Origin of the sequence: Emticicia sp. BO119 (assembly GCF_013912375.1) — a bacterium.
Lineage (GTDB): Bacteria > Bacteroidota > Bacteroidia > Cytophagales > Spirosomataceae > Emticicia.
The window spans coordinates 177,420-198,661 of the sequence record NZ_JACETV010000005.1; the positions used below are offsets into that span (position 1 = coordinate 177,420).

The following is a 21,242-nucleotide window of genomic DNA, read 5'->3' on the forward strand; positions in this document are numbered from 1 at the left end:
AATGTCAAATGCTATTAGACTGATTAAAACGATTTCTATAGAATCAAAGGAAATGAAAACAAATGATTGAGATAAGAAAATAAATTTAATCAATCGCTCAATCACTCATTCACTCAAAAAAACTGCAAAATTATACGACCCATTTACATAATTGACTTTTTAAGAAACTTTTCATAGCAGAAAGTCGTTTTTATATCAGCATACAAATAATATAATTAAAGGTCATGGTTACAGTAACAGAAATAGCAAAAAATAAAATCATTGAATTAAGAGAAAAAGATGGCTTAACAGGTGAGCATGGTGTACGCGTAGCTGTAGAAGGTGGTGGTTGCTCGGGCTTGATGTATGATTTGAAATTTGACTTTGAAACCCGGCCAAACGACCATATTTTTGAAGATAACGGAATCAAGGTATTTGTAGATAAGAAAAGCCTTCTGTACCTGATTGGTACTGAATTAGACTTTTCGGATGGCCTGAACGGAAAAGGATTTCAGTTCAAAAATCCGAATGCTACCCGTACCTGCGGTTGCGGAGAAAGTTTTGCAGTCTGATATTCTTAAAATAAATGTAAAGAGCCACGCTTCGTTAATAAAGCGTGGCTCTTTTATTTTCAGGTCTTGTGCGCTACAAAAGACCATCAATTAGCCCGATAATACATCGTTGAGCTATTCTCTTTTCTTAAGATATGTTTTGCCATTATCTGTAACGATTCGGGCGTTACGGCAGCAATCTTTTCTGCATCCTGATTACACCATTCGGCATTGCCGGCATTAGCGGCAAAGGCCAGGTTCATCGCTCTGTTCAGCAATTCAACTTCTGCAAAGGCCAAAGTAGATTCGCTCTGATTTTTCACCTTTTGCAGTTCTGTTTCTTCTACTTTGTCATTCACCAGTTCAGCAATAATCTCTTCAATAGCAGCATCAGCTTCTTCCAGAGCCACACCTTCATTCAGATTCCCCTGTACCATCAGCAAGCCCGGGTCAAGCGAGGCAGTAATATAGGCCGAAATATTATTAAACAACTGCTTCTCTTTTACCAGCCTCGTATAGAGCCTTGAAGATTTCCCTCTGCCCAGCAAATCGCTCAGTAAATCGGCATTATAAAATTCAGGGTCAAAACGCCCCGGCATATGATAAGCTTTGTAAATACCATTCAATGGCACTTTCGCTGAAGTCTCCATAAATTTAGCTTCAGTCTGTATAGTTTCCTGTGGCAGATTTCGCACATATTTTTCTCCTGCCGGAATCGGCTCAAACCATTTCTCGCACAAATATTTTACTTGTGCAACGGTTACATCGCCCGCCACTACCAGTATGGCATTATTAGGCAGATAATATTTAAAGAAAAACCCCTTTACATCATCCATCGTAGCTTCTTCAATATGGCTGATCTCCTTGCCGATAGTTGCCCACTGATACGGGTGTTTATCATAGACCAACGGACGGAGTTTCAACCATACATCGCCATAGGGCTGGTTCAGATAACGTTGTTTAAACTCCTCAATTACCACTTTTCGCTGTACTTCCAGCACTTTATCATCAAAAGAAAGGCTCATCATCCGGTCAGATTCAAGCCAGAATGCCGTTTCGATATTTTTGGCTGGAAGCGTAATATAATAATTGGTAATATCCGGCGAGGTAAAGGCATTGTTTTCGCCGCCTACTTTCTGGAGGGGTTCATCATAAGAAGGAATATTTTTTGAGCCCCCGAACATCAGGTGTTCAAAAAGATGAGCAAAGCCCGTTTTCTTTTCGTCTTCGTCTCTCGAACCTACATTGTATAATATATTCACTGCCGCCATGGGCGTTGTATGGTCTTCATGCACATAAACCTCCAGGCCATTTTGTAACGTAAAATGCTCGTAGCTAATCATCAGGTTGTGATTTGTTTTAGTCTATCCTTAACGCACGATTAAGCATATTCTGATATAACACCAATCACAAATGTAAGGTTTCGATGGGAAGTCCAAAAATGTAAGTGATAATTTTATCTCGAAAGATTAGAGAAAAAAGTGGCAATTTTGGCTCTGAACAGATACATACATACCATTAGCACCGAAAACAATCCCAACCAGAGATAAATGATATTGAAAGATGATATCGGAATGACCGAAGATTTACCAATCAGTACAAAGTTTGACCAATAGAAAGGATGGTCTGATTCGGTCTGAATCAAATCTATTTTCGATAAGCGGATGGCTTCGTCAGTAGGATAGCCTTTTTTCAGATAATAGTAAAATTTCTCCGATAATTTGGCAATGCTTTCGTCGTGTGCGTTCCAGAGTGTGGTAATAACAGACGGGCAGCCTGCGAACTGAAAGGCTCTCGCAAGGCTGATAATGCCTTCGCCTTTTCTTATTTGCCCTTTACCAGTTTCACAGGCACTCAATACTACCAACTGTGTATTCTCCAAAGACAAATTATATAACTCTGGCGTGTATAACTTAAAATCTTTTCCTTCGGGGTATAAAGCAATAAACGATTTCAAAGGTTCGGCATCATTTACCTGCGCGTGGGTAGCAAAATGAATAATGCCTTTGTTGCGGTAGGTTTCCTGAAAATTCAGTTTTGTCGCTTTACTATCCTGAAAAATCTGACCATTAATTTCCCCCATTTCATTGATAGACGCAGGTAAGGTTTTAAAGCCCTTATCTCTGAAAATACCTGACTGTTTGCCATTACTAAATGGCGCATAGGCAATTATATCACTTTGCGGCTTTGAAATATTATAATCGAAATGCAAGGAGGCAGAGTTTGCATAAGAAATCGTGTAATCAAACAAGAGATAATCAGATTCTCCTTTTTTCTCCAGAATCTCATATGGTAAGAAACCTAAAATATCATGGCGGGCAATAATCAGCTTTTCTGATTTCTTTAACATCCCTTCAATCGGTGCCAATAAAACATTATAGGTTCTTTTGGCCAGATCGTGGCCCTTATAAGCATCAATACTGGGTGGTGTATTTACTTTAGCATATAGCTCAAGTACAAGATTGTGTATATCCGAAGCCCTCTCTTTCTTGACAATATTATAAGACTCTTTATCGACAATCAGATAATACAAAACATTTTCGCCTAAGAAATAACTGATAAAAGCCGATTTTTTATCGATTTTCTGCTGCGTTTCTTTCAGAGAAATCAGATAATTATCATACTTGAGTTTATAATAATTTTTTGATTCCTGTTCAATCTTTTTAGTCAGGTGGCTCAGTTGTATCTTGGCATCTGATAAATCAGAAAGTGTCTTTTCATTGCCAGCTTCCAGCAGTCTGATTTGTAGCTTAACAATCCTTTGGCGCAAAGTAGCCTCCTGATCTAACAAGTTTTCGTCTAATACTTTGGGGCGTATCTTCTGCTCTTTTACTGCATCCCATAAAGTAGCCGATTTACTGGCCTCTAACGTATAAAAAAACTTCTCTGCCCAGGTTTGCGATTGCGTGGCTTTCCACTGCTCAAATATTTTAGATAACGCCTTTTCGTAGACAGGATACACCTTTTCGCTGTAAAACAGCTTTGATTCAGGCATATCAAAAGTTTTGCGTAGATGTGTAGCAAATTTAATAGCTGTAATATAAGTATCAGCCGATAAGCCCGGATCTGACCCTGACAATAAATCTGCTTTCTGATTCAAAGCAATAAATAACTCCTGCGGTGCATTTACAGCCTCAAAAGTAGGGTTAGAATGTACATTTAATTGTGTATAAGAGGTATCGGCCGCAATCATAGCTTTCTGGCTATGGATGAGAGCCTCTTTAAAATTACCTTTTTTCTCATAAATCTCACTTAACCCATTTTCAATTTTAGCCACCTGAATTCCTTGAAAATGATGGAAAGCACTCACAAAATCTTTCAATGCACTTTTGTAGGTGCTTTCAGCCTTTGCCAGGTTATTTAACTGCATGTATGATTCAGCCCTGTTTGTCTGAATATTTATCCAAAGCCGGGGTTGTTGCTCTTTTGGTTTCCGGTAGTACTTTTCTGCCTCTGCAAGTGCTTTTATTGCATCAGCAGGCTGTTTCATCTGATTATAACAACGGCCAATAGACAAATAAATAATGGCCGTTCTATCATCACTTTCAGCCAATGGCAATGCTTCTTTCAGTAAACCCAAAGCATTTTCATATTGCTTCTTTTCTCTGTAATACTTAGCCATATTGCTCAAAACCGCATACTGATTCAACGTAACTTTCTCTTGCTTGGCAATTTGTCTGGCTTGCTGGAAATAATAAAAGCTTTGTTCAGTATCGCCCAGGTCATCAATCAGGCGCCCATAATTACTCAAAAAAGTAATAATAAATGCAGGTAATTTTTTCTGAAGGCTTTTGTGCTGTAACAAAAAATCATAGCCTTTTTTGAAATGCTTTTCAGCTAAATTGAGCTTGCTAGGCATTCGTCGATAATACTCCGATACCTCTGCGTTCAGTTTAAAGAAATACAAATCCTTTAGCTCACCGTCAACATATTTTAGTGCTGCTAAACCCTCTTCGAGAACTTTTGCTGCATGATCATAATCTTCGTTTGGAACGTAGACATCTACTGCCGAGATCAGGAATAGTTTGAAGTAATTTTCGTAATCTTTCTGAATCAGAAGCTGTTTCTGAAGACTTTTATACCTCAATAAGGCTTGTTCAGGAGTAATCGTCTGGTTGTTCAGCTTCATATACACCTCATCAATTACCCGTTGAACCTGCGATGCTGTGCCTTTCGACTGCGCCCACACATTCAACACGCATACAGCAAAAACAGATATAAGAAGACTTTTTCTCATATTAAAACATTAGCTTTATGACTAAATACCCTTAAATCCTTAATAGAAGCCATCTTCAGTACCGGCAGTTGGTGGTGGTACTTCTTTTCTTGGTGGCGGATCCCCTGCTAACCTTAATTTAGGAGTCGTTGTTGAGAAATTCAACGCAGCAGGCATATCAGTATTCATGGTATCATAATAATAGTTATTCAGATAGTCGGAGCGGTTACGGATATTTCCGTTGGCATCAAAGTATCGTTCAATACTTGTTCTGCTCGGGCGATGTGTGAAAATTCTCATGCGAAAACTCGGAAGTGTATTAGACTTAGCTATGAAATAAATAATTCCATAATTACTCTGAGGCTTATTTTCACCTCTCGGAAAAGTCAGGACCCCATCGTTTATTGCAAACCAGGGCGAATTACTGATGATATTATACGCCTGTGGACTTATACCCATTTTTGTGTATAAATTAACAGAGGTATTAGCTGTAATTAACTTATCAAAAAAGGTTATAAAAGGAGAATATTTTTCAGTAAACACCTTATTCCTGAACTTATAGGCTCTCATACCAAAAATACTGCCTTCTCTTCGCTCAAAGCTACCTGCTTCTCTTACGGTATAAACAAGATTAGTAGTATCTGCATTGGTAACCACATCAACGGGCTGGCTATACGTATAAGGATTTACCCATTGACACCTGTTAATAATATTCAATAAATCGTATTGTGAAAGAATCTGCAATTGCCACGGAAGCGTGCTTTCAAACACAATCACATCCTGATTATCCATCAAAAACCCATTAGGCTGGGTACCGCTATTGCTCAGAACAGGTTTTACATTACCAATACCGTTATCGCTTATCTTAAAAGCACCAATATTATTGGCTGTATAGACAGTATTGATACCAACCTTTGAGCTACCAAGCGTAAAAGATTCAACAGTTGCTAACTGAACACTCGAATATACTTGCTCGCTACAGCCGATGCAAGTCCACGTAGTGCCATTAAAAACTCTGACCACATTAAAGGTCTGGTCAAATACCATCATCCCTACCTTCGGAGAAGCGATTGAGGTTAATTCTTCATTTTTCAGTACAGGCAGTTGAATGTTTGCAGTCTGGCCGGCTGTTATGGTTGTTGACTGTGAGAAAGCGCCAGTTGTTAAAATCAATAGTAAGAGTAAAGGAAGGAAAATATTTTTCATTACAACGTCATTGATTAAGTATAGTATAGACTTTGGCAAAAATTTACGTAACCTAACAAATATCTCCAATTTTTGTTGCAAGAAAAACTTTGTTGACATTTTTTTTACATATAACTTTGAACAAAGTCAATATCCCCCTATTTTTTATTCAAAAATGAGGGGGAATCTTGAGCTAATTAACCCTAACCCTAGTAAAATTTTGGGTGAGGGGTTTGTTTTATGGCTATAGAGTTAAAATTGTGTGTATTAATATCTTCCAGGTAGTCTTTTGTAACCACAAAGCAGATATTTTTTTTTATTTGGTTATCATGGCTTTCAAAAAAAAAGAAAAATATCGTCTTTGTGTAGATTTAGTTAGCAACAAACTCTGTCCATTAATATCAACCAGCATAGGTTTTGTAACCTTGATTTTTCTTTTTTTTTATTTTTTTTTTTTGTTACCGAAATAGTGGGTTGTTTTGCATAATTTTTGCATGATAATTGATTCATATTTAATCCGTTAAAAAGCAATAATTTTAGATTACCCTTGAGTGATTTCCTTACTAAAAATCCCCTTTTAAAAAAAAATCTTTAAAAAGGTTACATAAGAGGGGGCTATTGATATTAATAACCGTAATATGATCCTTGGCCTATCCAAACATCCGTCAGATGAATCGATTGTAGAGGGGATTCTGGCAGGTGGACGTAAAGAACATGAGGCGTTAGTAGCTTTGTATAAGAAATTTCATGTTTCTTTGGAAAGGTTCATTATCCATCGAAGCACAGGGAGAGATTACGCCAAACAACCAGAGGATATTATTTGGGAGTCTATTGAAGCATTTGTTGTGAATGTAAAAAAAGGTACTTTTACCCTCAAGGATGCCACATTAGAAACTTACCTGAAAAGTATTTGTAAAAACTTATGGTTTAGATATATTTCACAAGAGGCTTCTCGAGAGGAGCGTCAGAATCGCTATATGGCAGAATGGGATAAACTGGAAGACGATGTAAGCGATATGCTCATAGAAAAAGAAAATTGGGAACATTATATCAGCTTGGTTAATAAATTAGGGAAAAATTGTAGGCAAATTCTGGATATGAGACTCATAGAAGGCTTATCAATGCAGGAAATATCACAAAAACTCATTGCCAATGGCACTTTTGAAAACGACCAGACTGTAAGAAATGCCAAAAGTAAATGCCTCAAAAAAATAATGGATTTGATCACCTCTAATCATCAATAAATTACATAACACTATGGATGATATTCTGCAAAATCAGATTGAAGACTATGTGGCGGGACTAATGCCAGAAAACACTAAACTGGAATTTGAAAGACAACTTAAAAATGACCTATATCTACAACAACAAGTAGAAGACCTTAAACGTGTAAGAGAAGCTGTATTGCGCGCCAAAGTACGTGCCAATGTGGCTAACGCTCGTATATATATTCATAAACCCAAAAGAGGATTAACCTATGTATTAGGCTCGTTTAGTGCAGCAGCGGCCATAGTACTTTTCCTCCTGTCAACCTCAATTACATTTTCACCTAAGAAATTCAACTATCGGGGCGATGGCATTGCTCTAAGCTCGGAAACTCAAATACGAGCCAATGATTACGAAAAAGCCACTCGTCTGGTTGAAGAAGGTGAAAACCCGACAGAGGCCATTAAGATTTTAGAACGCCTGAAAGCCGACGAAAATGTAAGTAAAAACTATCAGAATGAAGCTAAATGGATGCTCGTGGTGGCTTATCTTGAAACCGGAGAGGCAAAAAAAGCTGAAAAAATATTTGATGAAGTAAAATGGGAAGATACAGGCAGACCTTTTTCTACCTGGGAAATCACCAAGATTCACTGGCAGATTTTCTGGGGAAAAATATTCTGACAGTACTCATAAGTTTTTATTATAATTTTGTTTCCACTCAAAAGCAATAACCAAAACTGCTACTTTTAAACCCTGCTTACGGTAAGTATATACGATAGGAGCCTGTCCCCTGCTTATATCCCACGGCTGAACTGTTTTGGATTCTTATAAACTGCAATTCCTTATTCTCACTAAAATTATGTAGTTTTACCCCACATTTAATAATTAAAGGTAAAACAACGGGCTAACCATGAATATCAAAGTCGGGCAAGGGTATGATGTACACCAATTAGGCGAGGGTTATGATTTGTGGCTGGGAGGTGTCAGAATTCCTCACACAGTAGGTTCAGTGGGTCATTCGGATGCCGATGTACTCTTGCACGCAATGTGTGATGCACTTCTTGGTGCCGCTGCCATGGGCGACATTGGCAAACATTTCAAAAACACAGACCCTCGCTGGAAAGGCATCGATAGCAAAATCCTGTTGAAGATTGTAGTAGAAATGCTCGAAAAAGAAGGGTATAAAATCGGCAATATAGATTCAACCGTTTGCCTGCAGGAACCTAAAATCGGTAAGTATATTCCAGACATGATCAAGGCCATTGCCGAAGTAACCAAATTGCCAGAAAACTGTATCTCTATCAAAGCTACAACTACCGAAGAAATGGGCTTTGTGGGTAGAAAAGAAGGTCTGGAGGCTCACGCCATTGCATTGATTTATAAAAATTAATGTATCAGTCAGGCAATACTATTTTCTTACCCAAAAACCTGGGTTTGGTAGCAATCAGATAATCAACAAATACTTTTACTCTGGCCAGTTTTTCTCTCAGATAAAAGCCTTCTCCGCCCGGTCTGTCTTTGGCATTAAAGCCATTGGCTACGATTCCCTCCTTAGAAGCCAGATAAAGGGCACGTTCATTGTGGAATAACTGTGAGATAACCGTGACTGAATCCTGCCCGAAAACTTCTTTCAGCCGCACCATCGAATCAAAGGTTCTGAATCCCGCATAATCTAAATAAAGATGGGTAGAGTCAATACCATTCTTTATTAAGTCCTCACGCATCATTTCGGGCTCGTTATATTCTGGTCGCCCATTATCGCCACTGATAATCAGGTATTTTATTTTACCTGCCTTCATTAAATCTGTAGCTGCCTTTATTCTATTAGTAAAATAAGGGTTATCAAAACCTCGCCTTTTGGTATATTTGGCTGTGCCTAAAAGCAATCCTACCTTTCTATACGGAATATCGTCAATATTTGAATAAATCTTTCCTCTGGCATTATCTTTAATAATTGCATCGCAAACAAAAATTGTTGCTATTGATAAAATAAACAATGCCAGTATAGACCATATAATAAGTTTTTTCTTTTTCATAATTTCCAAATAATACACCATTAAATAAGCCTGTAAAAATAAGAATATTGCTAATATAAAGTATATCCAAGATGTCAATTAGAATATATTTCATGAAATAGATCAAAAAATCAGACTTTTCTCCACAATAATTATGGTTTTTCCACAGTACAAGCAATTCTTCTCGCGTAGTACCTTTGCCGGGCTAAAAAATGAAAAGAAATGACATACTTAAACAAAAATACCTTAGTTGTTGAAACCGCTGGTTCGGATTCAATGTCGCAAACACACCCCCATTGATTTGACAAAAAACAAGCAATCAATAGTATCAGATCTATTAATATATGTGTTCAGAATTATTTCTTTTGACTGTAGACAACGATGTTCGGATTATATCCAGCAAAAATTTTCAAACAAGTTCAGTTACTACATTCCTGTCCTTAACAGTACGATTCTATACAAAATCACCCGAAACCCTTTGAAAATCTGATATAAAGACAGAAATTTAGGAAACGCGCCGCTATAGATTAAAATCCAAATAATAGTAAAATTCTGGCTTAGGAAAAGAATATGACAAATGTAAGTGGCAGAGTTATAACTGACTACATACCAGTTATTCAATCGGTATCAGAAAAGGTAGTCCATAAGATGAATACCTTTTTACACAAGGAGTATGTAAAAGTACCACCTATAAAAAGGGGCCAAAAAGGTTACCAATAAACTTAAAAAGGTTACCAATATGGTGGGAACCTTTTCTGGTAATTAAATAAAAAAGTTAAACAAGTTTATATTTTGATTAATAGTCTATAAAACTAATAGGTTGGAAAGTTTTTATTGAACTTTCCCATCAATTTACAGCGTCTTGTCTTGAAAGATTCCATTCTTCTGTCAGAATTTTATCTTTTTCATTATATTGCATAAAACATTTATAAACTCCCTGAGATAATTAATGAAAAAGTTTACATTAGCCATCGCTATTTTATTCACTGCCGGCCAATTACACGCTCAACAAATAAAAATCGGCGACAACGCCGGAGCCGTCACCTTTGAAGAATACGAGCCAAAATCAACCCTTGTTGTGCCCGGAAAGGTGATTACACGCGCCAAATTCCCATTTATTGACATTCATAACCATCAATGGGAGATGAACAGCAAAGAAGACCTCAATAAGCTTATTACAGAAATGGATAAAATGAATATGGGTCTTATGGTAAATTTAAGTGGGCGGGGTTTTAATCAGGATGAAGCCAGAAGTACCGCAGGCTTAGTAAAGCAGATCGAAAGTGTGAAAAACTACTATCCTACTCGTTTCGCTGTTTTTACCAATATTGATTTTTCTAAAATCAATGAACCTGACTGGACAGCCAAAGCTGTAAAAACACTGGAAGACGATGTAAAACTTCGTGGTGCAAAGGGATTGAAAATTTATAAAAGTTTAGGGTTTAGTGTAAAAGACAATGGTAAATTAGTGCCTGTTGATGACCCGCGCATCGACCCTGTCTGGAAAAAAGCAGGAGAACTGGGGATTCCGGTGTTGATTCATACCGCAGACCCCTCTTCTTTCTGGGATCCATTAAATGCTCAGAACGAGCGTTGGCTGGAGTTGAAAACACATCCGGGCCGTAAACGTGATGCATCGAAAGAATATAGTTGGGAGCAACTAATTGAACAACAACACAATGTTTTCAGAAAAAACCCTAAAACGATTTTTATCAACGCTCACATGGGTTGGTATCCCAACAATCTGGCAAAATTAGATAGCCTGATGGATGAATTCCCGAATATGTATGCCGAAATCGGAGCAGTTATTGCCGAGATAGGTCGTCAGCCACGTACAGCCAGGAAATTTTTCGAAAAACGTCAGGACAGAATTCTGTTTGGCAAAGACTCATGGGTACCAGATGAATATCAGACCTATTTCCGTGTATTAGAATCAGAAGATGAATATTTCCCCTACCACAAAAAGTATCATGCTTATTGGCGGATGTATGGTTTGGGACTTCCAGACGAAGTGTTGAAGAAAGTGTATTACAAGAACGCCCTGAAAATTGTACCGGGTCTCGACAAGAGCCAGTTTCCAAAGTAAACCTAAACTAAACATAGTAACATGAAGAAACACTTCATCTTCGCTCTTACATTCCTTTTGAGCAGTGGCATCGCTTTTTCTCAGAAAAAGAAAAAAGAAACTGCTCCCCCACCCGACAAACTTGAATTGCTGAAACAAGAAGTCATCAAAAAAATTGACGACCGCCAGAAGTTTACGCAGGAGGTCAACGACCAGATTTTCAGTTTCGGTGAATTAGGTTTTCAGGAATTTGAAACCACCAAGTACCTTACCAATCTATTAGAAAAAAACGGGTTTACTATTGAAAGAGGTGTAGCCGGAATGCCCACCGCCTGGATAGCCCGTTGGGGTTCGGGTAAACCTGTAATCGCCATTGGTTCTGATGTTGACTGTATTCCGAAAGCTTCTCAAAAACCAGGTGTTGCCTACAAAGATCCGATTGTAGATGGAGCACCCGGACATGGCGAAGGCCACAATTCAGGGCAGGCATTAAATATCACAGCTATGCTTGCACTGAAAGAGATTATGGAACGTGAAAAAATATCAGGCACGCTTATGCTATGGCCGGGTATTGCCGAAGAGCAGGTAGGAGCCAAAGCCATCTATGTGCGTGATGGCTATTTTAAAGAGGTTGATGCCTGTATTTTTACCCATGTTGGCGATAACCTCGGGGTTTCGTGGGGAGACGCCGGAAACACAGGATTAGTATCAGTAAAATTTCACTTTGAGGGAGCAGCCGCTCATGCCGCTGGGGCACCCTGGCGTGGCAGAAGTGCCTTAGATGCTGTGGAGTTGATGAACATTGCCTGGAACTATAAGCGTGAACATTTAGAAACTACTCAACGCTCTCATTACGTAATTTCAGACGGTGGCGACCAACCAAATGTGGTGCCTTCAAAAGCCACAGTATGGTATTATTTCCGTGAGCGCACTTACCCGAAAATCAGGAATCTATTTGAGAATGGTTTGAAAATGGCACAGGGGGCTTCTATTATGACTGACACCAGGTTTACCTACGAAATATTAGGCAGTGCCTGGCCCGGACATTTTAACAAACCTATAGCCGAAACCATGTTTTATAATATCAGGCGCATAGGATTGCCGCAATGGTCAGAAGAAGATCAGCTCTTAGCCAAAGCCAGCCAGAAAGAATTGCAAGCTCCCAAAGCAGAGGGTTTAGCTGTTAAATTAGATACAATGGCTGAGCCGGTTTATTCTCCAAACATTATCCGTCAGGGAGGGTCTGACGATATTGCTGATATTTCATGGTCTTTACCTACTGTGGTTCTGCGCTATCCTTCCAATATGCCTGGTATGCCCGGGCACCATTGGGCCAACGCTATTACAATGGCCACACCAATTGCACACAAAGGCTGCACGGCCGGAGCAAAAGTAGAGGCATTAACGGTCCTCGATATGCTCTTCAAGCCAGAAATCATTCAGAAAGCCTGGGAGTATTATAATAAAGAGCAAACGAAAGAAATTAAATATACACCTCTGATTTCTAAAGATGATAAACCGGCTATCCAGTTAAATAAGGAAATCATGGAGAAATTCCGCCCTGAAATGAGCAAATATTATTATGACCCAACCAAATACAAAACGTATCTGGAGCAATTGGGTATTAAATATCCGACTGTTAGAGAAGAAGCGAAGAAATAATGTTTTACTTGTCGAATGCCGTTTTTTTTTAATCGGCATTCGACAATCTTTTTATTTCTTATTCTCAATCCTCACAAACACTCCTCCATAAAAAAATCCGGTTGGTTTGTCATTTGCGCCATATTGCACAGATTTTAATTCGTATTCATTTTCCGAAATCCATATGTAAGAATATCTCCTGTAGGTTCCTGCGGCTTCGTCGGCAAAAGCTATTTTCAGGAAGACGTCTCCGTTTTCATTAATAGTTCCTTTACCTACCCCCGCTCTGGCTGTTCCGAAACTTGATAGATGATCTACCTCTTTTTTTACCGGATTATATGACCAGAAAATATGGCCGTGTGGCAGTGCACCATCAATAACAGCAATCAGGCTATTATCTGTATTAATAGCCGTACAAACCGTATGATGATTCAGAATTTTTATATACTCATCTTTCCCACCCCAGTTCTGAGACCAGTTATTATCCTTTAGGGTCCATTCACCAATAAATTTTCGAAAGGGGTTTTTAGAGTTCTCAGCACTGATTTCCTTATTAGTATGAAAAGTTATGGTGCTATTCTGCGAGTAACAGTTAAGGCAGGCAATGCTTACCAGAAGCAAGAACGTTAATCGGGTAGAGGTATGCTTCATTGTTTTTGCTGATTTAATTAAGTAGATTTTCACCAATACATAAACGTTCGTAATACCCTTTTAGCATTCTGTTAAAACCGGAAACGGACCTTTTATCACAAAACATTGAGTGCAAACCCTTCTGGATGTATCTCATAAAACAAAAAAGTGTGCAATAGTAAATCATGCACACTTTTTAACAGAAGTCTTGCTACTTTATAAAATCTACTTAATGGTAGAGAAATCAGTAGGAGTCATATACATTGACTCTACCTTTTCCGTTAGCTTACCATTTTTCTCCGACTCATCGCGGGCTTTTACCCATTTCATATCTTTTCTGAATGCATCAAAGGAAGCCTTACCTGCTTCTTCACTTTTATGGGCCAGAATATACACCAATTTAGGCTGAGAACCATCTTTCTCAATGGTTGTCCAGTAAACCACGTTCGTCATACCATGTTTTTTGAAAAGTTTCAGAGTATGGTTTCTGAAACGTGCTAATAAATCGTTTAGCTTATCAGGTGCAGCTGTATAAGTTCTTAATTCGAAAACTCTTTCCGGATTTTTCTTTTGTTCTTTCACCGCCGGAGAGAAATCGGTTGTATTCATAAATATTGATGTTACTTTAGCTACAATTTTGCCGTTTTTCTCCGATTCTGCAGCTACTGTTTTCCATTCAGGATCTGCACCAAAAGCTTTCCATGAAACATCTCTGGCCTCTTTACTTGGGTAAGACAATACATAATAAAGAGCATTATCTTTATTATCAACAGGTACCCAGTACCCTACGTTAGTCATACCATGACGCTCGAAAATCTTAGTAGTATGGTTACGGAAACGGGTTAATAAATCGGGTAATTTACCCGGATGGCAATAGTAGATACGCATTTCATAATAACGCGTATCAGTATTTTTTGCAAAGGCAATCTGGCTGATTAGTAGAGCCATAAACAGGGAGAATAATGTTTTCATAGATGAGGTTGATTAGACTACAAAGGTATTTCATTACATAGATAATCCATTCATTTACATGCTATATTTTTACTCTCATTCGTCCAATTATAGATGAATCCTTTACTTTCTCAACTGATATACGTCCTGTTCTGCCAATACTTCTTCAACTAATTCTTCTATAATTTTATCAAGCCCTTCGTACCAATCGAGATGAGGTGAGCTCTTATCACATCCTCCGGCGTGAGGTACGCACTGTGTGTATTCATGTTGAAAGTGGCAGGAAGGACACCGCCCAATAGATTCAAAGGTATTCCAGATATGGCCACAATGGCATTGCCAGTATTCGCCTCCATCAGGCTCCCATGAGCATTTAGGACAACGGATTTTCATGTTAATTACAGTTTTTTTATGCAATATACCAGTTTTTTCATAAAAAAAGCCACCCATAATAATCAATAAGGGTGACTTTTACTCTATAGCTTAATCTTGATTCAAGTAGCTTCCTTTACCAGATCAACGATTCTCCCTAAAGTTTTTTTAATAGCAGATGCCGCAACTTTAGCACTCCCGTCTTCATCATCTAATTTCTTTACCGGTTCTGAAACTGCCTCTAAAAAATCACCTAACTTTTCTTTTTGTTTAGATTCTAAAACCGCTTTACCGGATTGCAATAAGCTAATACTCTCAGTGAGTGCCTCAGCATTACCTATCAATCCTTCTTTTCCTTCACTTAACAAATTATTAATCTGATTTGCTCCAACCAACAACCGTATAGAATTAATCACTTTACTTAAAATCTCTGTTTTTAATGTACCAGCAGTAGCCAATGGGATAAGATTTTTCAATGCTCCTGCCTGCCCTAACAACTTTTCTTTAAAATCATTTCCTCTCGTGTTGGCTTCACCTTCCAATGCAAAACTTCCTGATTTCATCACTGATGCTAATTCTGTGGTTTCTCCACTTTCTGAGAGCTTTATAGCCTTCTCTAACAAACTTTCTAACGTTACTTTTTGTGCGAATGAGTGATGGCTAAAGCCCAGCAAAACTAAGGTAACAAAACTAATTAATACGTGTCTTTTCATTCTTTACTTTTTAAATTAAATAACTATACTTGTTAATATTTAGACGCAAATTTCTAAAAAAAGGTGCTTTGCAATTAATTAATAATTTCTTAAAGCTGACTAAATGACTTTTTTTACATACGATTAGTTGTATTAAAAAGATGAACCCTAACAAAAAATTTATTAAACGGCAGGGAAAAATTACCCCAACGAATTTATTTTTTGTTTTAATCGTATCTATAATATTGCATTAACTTTGTATCAATAAAAGATATGAAAGACCCACTATGCAGATTGTTGAAGTTGGTAATAACCGGAAACTTCAGAAAGAATTTTTAGTATTTCCGGTAAGACTTTACAGGGGAAATCCCTATTGGATTCGCCCCCTTGATAATGATATTGAGAAGATTTTCGACCCTGAAAAGAACCCCCTTCTGAAAAAAGATAATTGTATCAGATGGCTGGCAATTGACGAAAATGGGCGTACCATTGCCCGGGTTGCTGCGTTTGTTAATCCGAATACCGTAATTCACAGCAACGATCAACCCACTGGCGGCATGGGCTTTTTTGAGTGTATCAATGACCAAAAAGTAGCCTTTGCCATGTTTGACCAATGCAAAACGTGGCTAAAAACCAAAGGAATGGAAGCGATGGATGGCCCCATAAATTTTGGTGAACGCGATAACTGGTGGGGATTATTGGTGGAGCCGTACGACGCTGAGCCTACGTGGTCAATGTTATACCATCATGCTTATTACCGAAAATTCTTTGAAGACTACGGTTTTCAAGATTATTTTCAGCAATATACTTTTTTGCTGCCTCTTGAAGAAAAAGAAGCCCGAAAGGTAGTACGCCCTGCTCTTTTTGAAATTGCTGATCGGATTTATAATTCCCCTGGCTATGATTTCCGGCATATTGATAAGAAATATTTGTCGAAATTTGCGCAGGATTTTCGTACTATCTACAACAAAGCCTGGGCTAAAAATATGGCAGCAGGTGAAATGACTGCTGAGCGTGCCGAAGCCATTATGCAGATGATGAAACCTATACTGGAAGAAGAACTGATGTGGTTTGGGTATCATCGTAACGAACCCATTGCGTTTTCAATCATGATTCCTGAACTGAATCAGATTATCAAATATCTGAATGGCAGGCTGAATTGGATTGGTAAACTAAAATGGTTGTATCATACATTCATGAAAACCAATCATAAAGCCCGGGGTGTTATTTTTGGGGTAATTCCAGAGTATCAGGGACGAGGTATAGAATCGGCTATTACATTGGCGTTTTCAAGGGCTTGCTGGCGACCCAACTACCAATATAAAACCATAGAATTGAACTGGATTGCTGATTTTAACCCCAAAATGCTCAAGGTAACGCAACTATTAGGCGCAAAGAAATTCAAAACTTATATTACTTATCGTTATTTATTTGACCGCACAAAGGTGTTTAAGAGACATCCTGTTATTTGATTGAGCGAATCATTTTGTCTGAACTATGATTTAGCTGATTTTTGTATAACGAATCCCTTAATCTTAATTTACCATACTTCAATTAAACTGAATTAAATGATGAAGTAAAATAAGAAACTGTTATCATATAAAATCATTAAATCATGTAAATCAGAACTCAGGCCATTTTAATCAACATTTTTATTAATTTTGCACCGTTTTTGCTTCAAAACAGTAGCAGTTTCATATTTTTCATTCTAAACAACAAATTACCCATTACTATATTGGGACTCAGCATTTATGTCTTTACTCACAGTTGGTTCGGTGGCATTCGATAAAATTGAAACACCTTTCGGAAAAACAGATAAAATTATTGGCGGAGCCGCTACTTTTATTACCCTTACGGCCTCTTATTTTGTTAAAGAAAATAACCTTGTAGCCGTAGTGGGGGAGGATTTCCCGCAGGGCATGATTGATGTGCTTGAATCTCATGGAGTAAATACAGAAGGACTGGAAATTGTACAGGGTGGGAAAACATTTTTCTGGTCGGGCCTCTATCATAATGATATGAATTCGCGCGATAGTCTGGAAACACAATTAAATGTGATGGGTGAGTTTGATCCTAAAATCCCGGAATCGTATCAGGGCTGTCAATATCTGATGTTGGGCAATACCTCACCTGAAATCCAGATGCTTGTATTAACCCGATTACATAACAGACCTAAGTTTGTAATGGTAGACACCATGAACCTATGGATCAATATTGCAAACGGTGATTTGAAAGAATTACTGAAGCAAGTAGATTGTTTAACCATCAATGATGAAGAAGCACGTATGCTTTCGGGCGACTACTCACTCCGCAGAGCGGCTAAGACTATTATGGCTATGGGTCCGAAAACCCTAATTATCAAGAAAGGCGAACATGGAGCACTGTTGTTTCAGGATGATAACATTTTCTTCTGCCCCGCGCTGCCTTTAGAAGAGGTATTTGATCCAACCGGAGCAGGGGATACTTTTGCTGGTGGTTTTATTGCATATCTGGCACAAACTGATGATTTAAGTTTTGAAAACATGAAACGTGCCATAATATATGGCTCGGCAATGGCTTCTTTTTGTGTAGAAAAATTTGGTTCAGAAAGAATTCAGAATCTTACGACAGAGGAGATCAATGACCGTATCAATGAATTTAAAAAACTGGCAAGTTTCAATCTTCAATGAGATAATTAACATATTATTTATTCAGAAATCAGGTCTTTACGACCTGATTTCTGTTTTATAGAGATTTCAATTAAAAATACAATTACATTTCCCCATATAATTCTACCATCAATCCGCTGATTTTATTATTTTGCTATCTATAATAACCATCAACAAACCACATGAACAAAATAATTTTAATTACAGGTGGCAGCGACGGAATTGGCGCCGTAACTGCCCAATTAGCAGCTAAGGAAGGGTACAGCGTTTGTATCAACTATCATCAAAATCATATTGCCGCTAATCGGATAGTAGAAAAAATCAACGATGAAGGGGGATCTGCCTACGCTTTTCAGGCAGATATTTCAGTCGAATCAGAAGTGATTGATATGTTTACTTCTATTGATAATCAGATTGGCCGTATTACTGCTTTGGTTAATAATGCAGGTATCATCGAATCGCAACAAAAATTAGTTGATATGTCGGGTGAACGTCTGCAAAAAATATTTGCTATAAATGTAATAGGCAGTTTTCTATGTGCCAGAGAGGCTATTAAGCGTATGTCAGTCAGGTTTCAGGGTAATGGGGGAAGCATTGTTAATATCTCGTCTATGGCTTCCCGTTTAGGCGCACCCTTTGAATACATTGATTATGCTGCTACCAAAGGAGCAATTGATTCGATGACTGTCGGTTTATCGAAAGAAGTGGCAGAAGACCAGATCAGGGTAAATGTGATTCGTCCGGGCACAATTATTACTGATATTCATAGCAAAGCCGGCGAACCAGGTCGGGTAGATCGGGTAAAAGAATTTATACCTATGAAACGTGGTGGTCAGCCTGATGAAGTAGCCAAAGCTATCTTATGGCTATTATCAGACGAAGCCTCTTATATAACAGGTGCTACATTAGATGTTTCAGGTGGGAGGTGAATATTTTAAATATTGTTGTAAAACATGAATTCACACTTGTACATTATAGCAAAACGTATTTAAATGGATAACCAATTTATCTTATTTATCAAGCGTATAATAGACCTTCCGGAAGTTGAGGGAGTAAAGGTTTTGAAATTAATCAAACCTGTAAGAATCGCTAAAGGTGAGTATTATATCAGAGAAGGGCAAGTACCTAAAAAATTCGCCTTTGTTGAAAAGGGGCTTTTCAGGTACTTATATATCAATTATAAAGGAACTGAATTTACCAAGAACTTTATACTGGAAAATAATTTTATTTCAGCCTACTCTGCCATGATTAGCCAACAGCCTTCCCGTATGTTTATCGAGGCTTTAGAAGATAGTTATGTTTACGAGATCAGTTATACCGATTGGCTCGACCTTAAAAAAGGGCATGAATGCTGGAATCGGTTTTTGCTGGCAATAGTAGAAAAGGCATTTTCTATCAAAGAAATCCGTGAGCGGGACTTATTATTACTCGAAGCTCAGGAACGCTACGATATTTTTAAAAAAGAATTTCCAACACTCGAAAACCGTATTAAACAACACATGATAGCTTCATATTTAGGCATATCCCCAATTTCTTTAAGCAGAATCAGAAGTAAACTGATGCATTAACATAAGTTAATGTTTTTTGTTGCAGTATCTGTTTGTTTTGTGCCATTAACCAAACAAAAAAGATGCTTACAAACAACACCATACTCATTACAGGAGGAAGCTCCGGTGTGGGGCTTGAATTAGCCAAAAGACTGGCAGAAAAAAACAATTCAGTTTTAATATGCGGTCGCTCGAAAGAAAAGTTAGAAGAAGCCAAAAGGCAACTCCCTGAAGTTCAGGTATTTCGCTGCGATATTTCGTCAGAAAGAGAATGTATTCTATTAATTGAGTGGGTAGAAACTAATTATCCCGAATGTAATATTCTTATCAACAATGCTGCTATTGTAAGCAACACCGAATTTTTAAAAGACGATAAAGCCATAGAAAAAGCGAATAACGAATTTCAGACCAATATCTTGGCTCCCATCCGGTTGAGTAAATTGTTTTTGCCTTTACTATTAAATAATCCTGATGCACAAATCATCAATATTTCTACTGGATTGGTCTATGCACCACGGGCGGTTTATCCTTTTTATAATGCTACCAAAGCAGCTCTGCACTCTTTTACTCAAACGCTCAGATTACAATTAATAAATCAGCCAATCAAAATCATCGAAGTATTATTACCGGTTGTTGATACCCCCTGGCACAAGGGCAATCCACCTAAAATTGCAATTCCGGCTGAAAAGGCAGTTGCAGAAGTATTGAAGGAACTGGAGAAAAAGAATAGTCTCGAAATCAGAATTGGAGGAGTGAAAATCCTTTATTGGTTATCAAGGATTGCACCTGGATTTGCGATAAGAAAGATTAATTCATTAGGAGATAAATAAGACTATTAATTACTTACGCCCAAAATCCGCAGGGTTCTCACCCCAATAATCTGTTTCCCATTTTAATACTTTGTTGGGATAAGTATTGGCTTGCAGCCATTTTTCGGCTCTCTCCAAAAGGTTAAAAATCTCTTCGTTACCGTCGGCTTCTGCCAGTTTAGTATTGGCTTTTTTGTTGCGTACCCAACTGATGGCCGTTCGGGAGTCTGAATAGATTGGCAGGGTAGAATTATTCTTTTTCAGATAGGCTAAGGCGTGTACAATTGCTAAAAACTCACCGATATTGTTGGTAGCTTTCCGGAAAGGCCCTTTATGAAAAATCCGGTCTTTGGTTTTCAGATAAAATCCCTGGTATTCCATGTCTTTTTTTACCGAGTTCCAGGCTGCATCTACCACAATTGACTCTAACAAAGGCGGCGGAAAAGCAGATTTAGGAATCTTGGTCTGCTTTTGTGTATTACTTTGGGTTTGTGTAAATTTCCAGTAATTTTCTTTCAATGCTGCTTCGGCCTCCTTCTTGCTGTCAAAAGACTTATATTTCGCTCCCGGAACACCCTCCACCTGTTTTTTACATTCATCCCATGAGTCGTAAACACCTGCTTTCCGGCCTTCCCATACAGTATAAAATTTCGGTTTCTTTTCCATGCTGCAAAAGTGCAAAAAAAAGTCGCGGTCTCCTAAGGGAGAGAAAGATTTAGAGGATAGGTGACAAAA

20 protein-coding genes are annotated in these 21,242 nt (G+C 38.1%); 11 read left to right on the forward strand and 9 right to left on the reverse strand.

Annotated features, from left to right (window positions below):
* The first annotated feature begins 224 nt into the window (after positions 1 to 224).
* Positions 225 to 551 carry an iron-sulfur cluster assembly accessory protein gene (locus tag H1R81_RS17270; protein WP_116982220.1) on the forward strand — a complete coding sequence of 109 codons (327 nt, stop codon included), beginning with the start codon at positions 225 to 227 and terminating at the stop codon, positions 549 to 551.
* Positions 552 to 637: 86 nt separating this feature from the next.
* Here H1R81_RS17270 and H1R81_RS17275 read toward each other — a convergent pair whose 3' ends face one another.
* From H1R81_RS17275 to H1R81_RS17285, 3 genes are all read right to left on the reverse strand, one after another.
* Positions 638 to 1,873: a pitrilysin family protein gene (locus H1R81_RS17275; RefSeq protein WP_181842002.1), complete on the reverse strand. Its 1,236-nt coding sequence runs from the start codon at positions 1,871 to 1,873 to the stop codon at positions 638 to 640.
* Positions 1,874 to 1,986: 113 nt separating this feature from the next.
* On the reverse strand, positions 1,987 to 4,767 hold the full coding sequence (locus tag H1R81_RS17280) for a CHAT domain-containing protein (RefSeq protein WP_181842003.1): 2,781 nt from the start codon (positions 4,765 to 4,767) through the stop codon (positions 1,987 to 1,989).
* Between the two features lie 39 nt (positions 4,768 to 4,806).
* Positions 4,807 to 5,952 carry a hypothetical protein gene (locus tag H1R81_RS17285; protein WP_181842004.1) on the reverse strand — a complete coding sequence of 382 codons (1,146 nt, stop codon included), beginning with the start codon at positions 5,950 to 5,952 and terminating at the stop codon, positions 4,807 to 4,809.
* A 617-nt stretch (positions 5,953 to 6,569) separates the two neighbouring features.
* On the opposite strand from H1R81_RS17285, the gene H1R81_RS17290 reads away from it, so the two are divergent.
* The 3 genes from H1R81_RS17290 to ispF all read left to right on the forward strand — a co-directional run bounded on the left by H1R81_RS17290 (position 6,570) and on the right by ispF (position 8,527).
* A complete protein-coding gene (locus H1R81_RS17290; RefSeq protein WP_181842005.1) occupies positions 6,570 to 7,175 on the forward strand; it encodes an RNA polymerase sigma factor in 606 nt (201 codons plus the stop codon).
* Between the two features lie 13 nt (positions 7,176 to 7,188).
* Positions 7,189 to 7,818: a hypothetical protein gene (locus H1R81_RS17295; protein WP_181842006.1), complete on the forward strand. Its 630-nt coding sequence runs from the start codon at positions 7,189 to 7,191 to the stop codon at positions 7,816 to 7,818.
* Between the two features lie 229 nt (positions 7,819 to 8,047).
* Positions 8,048 to 8,527 (forward strand): 2-C-methyl-D-erythritol 2,4-cyclodiphosphate synthase, encoded by a 480-nt coding sequence (gene ispF, locus H1R81_RS17300; protein ID WP_181842007.1) that lies wholly within the window; start codon positions 8,048 to 8,050, stop codon positions 8,525 to 8,527.
* 4 nt (positions 8,528 to 8,531) lie between these two features.
* Here the strand turns inward: ispF and H1R81_RS17305 are convergent, their stop codons facing one another.
* The gene (locus tag H1R81_RS17305) at positions 8,532 to 9,173 is read right to left on the reverse strand and encodes a vancomycin high temperature exclusion protein (protein ID WP_181842008.1); all 642 of its coding nucleotides are present in this window, start codon (positions 9,171 to 9,173) and stop codon (positions 8,532 to 8,534) included.
* A 928-nt stretch (positions 9,174 to 10,101) separates the two neighbouring features.
* On the opposite strand from H1R81_RS17305, the gene H1R81_RS17310 reads away from it, so the two are divergent.
* Positions 10,102 to 11,238 (forward strand): amidohydrolase family protein, encoded by a 1,137-nt coding sequence (locus tag H1R81_RS17310; RefSeq protein ID WP_181842009.1) that lies wholly within the window; start codon positions 10,102 to 10,104, stop codon positions 11,236 to 11,238.
* A gap of 21 nt (positions 11,239 to 11,259) precedes the next feature.
* Positions 11,260 to 12,879, forward strand: a complete 1,620-nt coding sequence (locus H1R81_RS17315; RefSeq protein ID WP_181842010.1) for a peptidase dimerization domain-containing protein — start codon at positions 11,260 to 11,262, stop codon at positions 12,877 to 12,879.
* A 51-nt stretch (positions 12,880 to 12,930) separates the two neighbouring features.
* Here H1R81_RS17315 and H1R81_RS17320 read toward each other — a convergent pair whose 3' ends face one another.
* The 4 genes from H1R81_RS17320 to H1R81_RS17335 form a co-directional block, all read right to left on the reverse strand.
* Complete coding sequence (locus H1R81_RS17320) at positions 12,931 to 13,509, reverse strand: hypothetical protein (RefSeq protein ID WP_181842011.1); 579 nt, start codon at positions 13,507 to 13,509, stop codon at positions 12,931 to 12,933.
* Between the two features lie 204 nt (positions 13,510 to 13,713).
* Positions 13,714 to 14,460, reverse strand: a complete 747-nt coding sequence (locus tag H1R81_RS17325; RefSeq protein WP_181842012.1) for an NIPSNAP family protein — start codon at positions 14,458 to 14,460, stop codon at positions 13,714 to 13,716.
* A gap of 102 nt (positions 14,461 to 14,562) precedes the next feature.
* Positions 14,563 to 14,832 (reverse strand): hypothetical protein, encoded by a 270-nt coding sequence (locus H1R81_RS17330; RefSeq protein ID WP_229251155.1) that lies wholly within the window; start codon positions 14,830 to 14,832, stop codon positions 14,563 to 14,565.
* A gap of 101 nt (positions 14,833 to 14,933) precedes the next feature.
* Positions 14,934 to 15,524 (reverse strand): hypothetical protein, encoded by a 591-nt coding sequence (locus H1R81_RS17335; RefSeq protein WP_181842014.1) that lies wholly within the window; start codon positions 15,522 to 15,524, stop codon positions 14,934 to 14,936.
* Positions 15,525 to 15,790: 266 nt separating this feature from the next.
* Between H1R81_RS17335 and H1R81_RS17340 the strand changes: the two genes are divergently transcribed.
* From H1R81_RS17340 to H1R81_RS17360, 5 genes are all read left to right on the forward strand, one after another.
* The gene (locus H1R81_RS17340; protein ID WP_181842015.1) at positions 15,791 to 16,975 is read left to right on the forward strand and encodes a hypothetical protein; all 1,185 of its coding nucleotides are present in this window, start codon (positions 15,791 to 15,793) and stop codon (positions 16,973 to 16,975) included.
* Between the two features lie 279 nt (positions 16,976 to 17,254).
* Complete coding sequence (locus tag H1R81_RS17345) at positions 17,255 to 18,172, forward strand: PfkB family carbohydrate kinase (RefSeq protein ID WP_181842016.1); 918 nt, start codon at positions 17,255 to 17,257, stop codon at positions 18,170 to 18,172.
* A gap of 161 nt (positions 18,173 to 18,333) precedes the next feature.
* Positions 18,334 to 19,080 (forward strand): SDR family oxidoreductase, encoded by a 747-nt coding sequence (locus tag H1R81_RS17350; RefSeq protein ID WP_181842017.1) that lies wholly within the window; start codon positions 18,334 to 18,336, stop codon positions 19,078 to 19,080.
* Between the two features lie 63 nt (positions 19,081 to 19,143).
* Positions 19,144 to 19,719 carry a Crp/Fnr family transcriptional regulator gene (locus tag H1R81_RS17355; protein ID WP_181842018.1) on the forward strand — a complete coding sequence of 192 codons (576 nt, stop codon included), beginning with the start codon at positions 19,144 to 19,146 and terminating at the stop codon, positions 19,717 to 19,719.
* 62 nt (positions 19,720 to 19,781) lie between these two features.
* Complete coding sequence (locus H1R81_RS17360; protein WP_181842019.1) at positions 19,782 to 20,528, forward strand: SDR family oxidoreductase; 747 nt, start codon at positions 19,782 to 19,784, stop codon at positions 20,526 to 20,528.
* A 9-nt stretch (positions 20,529 to 20,537) separates the two neighbouring features.
* Here H1R81_RS17360 and H1R81_RS17365 read toward each other — a convergent pair whose 3' ends face one another.
* A complete protein-coding gene (locus H1R81_RS17365; protein ID WP_181842020.1) occupies positions 20,538 to 21,173 on the reverse strand; it encodes a viroplasmin family protein in 636 nt (211 codons plus the stop codon).
* Between the last annotated feature and the right edge of the window lie 69 nt (positions 21,174 to 21,242).

Bases quoted from the DNA above. Each gene is read 5' to 3' on its own strand.
- H1R81_RS17270 (WP_116982220.1), top strand. From the start codon at position 225: ATGGTTACAGTAACAGAAATAGCAAAAAATAAAATCATTGAATTAAGA.
- H1R81_RS17275 (WP_181842002.1), bottom strand. From the start codon at position 1,873: ATGATTAGCTACGAGCATTTTACGTTACAAAATGGCCTGGAGGTTTAT.
- H1R81_RS17280 (WP_181842003.1), bottom strand. From the start codon at position 4,767: ATGAGAAAAAGTCTTCTTATATCTGTTTTTGCTGTATGCGTGTTGAAT.
- H1R81_RS17285 (WP_181842004.1), bottom strand. From the start codon at position 5,952: ATGAAAAATATTTTCCTTCCTTTACTCTTACTATTGATTTTAACAACT.
- H1R81_RS17290 (WP_181842005.1), top strand. From the start codon at position 6,570: ATGATCCTTGGCCTATCCAAACATCCGTCAGATGAATCGATTGTAGAG.
- H1R81_RS17295 (WP_181842006.1), top strand. From the start codon at position 7,189: ATGGATGATATTCTGCAAAATCAGATTGAAGACTATGTGGCGGGACTA.
- ispF (WP_181842007.1), top strand. From the start codon at position 8,048: ATGAATATCAAAGTCGGGCAAGGGTATGATGTACACCAATTAGGCGAG.
- H1R81_RS17305 (WP_181842008.1), bottom strand. From the start codon at position 9,173: ATGAAAAAGAAAAAACTTATTATATGGTCTATACTGGCATTGTTTATT.
- H1R81_RS17310 (WP_181842009.1), top strand. From the start codon at position 10,102: ATGAAAAAGTTTACATTAGCCATCGCTATTTTATTCACTGCCGGCCAA.
- H1R81_RS17315 (WP_181842010.1), top strand. From the start codon at position 11,260: ATGAAGAAACACTTCATCTTCGCTCTTACATTCCTTTTGAGCAGTGGC.
- H1R81_RS17320 (WP_181842011.1), bottom strand. From the start codon at position 13,509: ATGAAGCATACCTCTACCCGATTAACGTTCTTGCTTCTGGTAAGCATT.
- H1R81_RS17325 (WP_181842012.1), bottom strand. From the start codon at position 14,460: ATGAAAACATTATTCTCCCTGTTTATGGCTCTACTAATCAGCCAGATT.
- H1R81_RS17330 (WP_229251155.1), bottom strand. From the start codon at position 14,832: ATGAAAATCCGTTGTCCTAAATGCTCATGGGAGCCTGATGGAGGCGAA.
- H1R81_RS17335 (WP_181842014.1), bottom strand. From the start codon at position 15,524: ATGAAAAGACACGTATTAATTAGTTTTGTTACCTTAGTTTTGCTGGGC.
- H1R81_RS17340 (WP_181842015.1), top strand. From the start codon at position 15,791: ATGCAGATTGTTGAAGTTGGTAATAACCGGAAACTTCAGAAAGAATTT.
- H1R81_RS17345 (WP_181842016.1), top strand. From the start codon at position 17,255: ATGTCTTTACTCACAGTTGGTTCGGTGGCATTCGATAAAATTGAAACA.
- H1R81_RS17350 (WP_181842017.1), top strand. From the start codon at position 18,334: ATGAACAAAATAATTTTAATTACAGGTGGCAGCGACGGAATTGGCGCC.
- H1R81_RS17355 (WP_181842018.1), top strand. From the start codon at position 19,144: ATGGATAACCAATTTATCTTATTTATCAAGCGTATAATAGACCTTCCG.
- H1R81_RS17360 (WP_181842019.1), top strand. From the start codon at position 19,782: ATGCTTACAAACAACACCATACTCATTACAGGAGGAAGCTCCGGTGTG.
- H1R81_RS17365 (WP_181842020.1), bottom strand. From the start codon at position 21,173: ATGGAAAAGAAACCGAAATTTTATACTGTATGGGAAGGCCGGAAAGCA.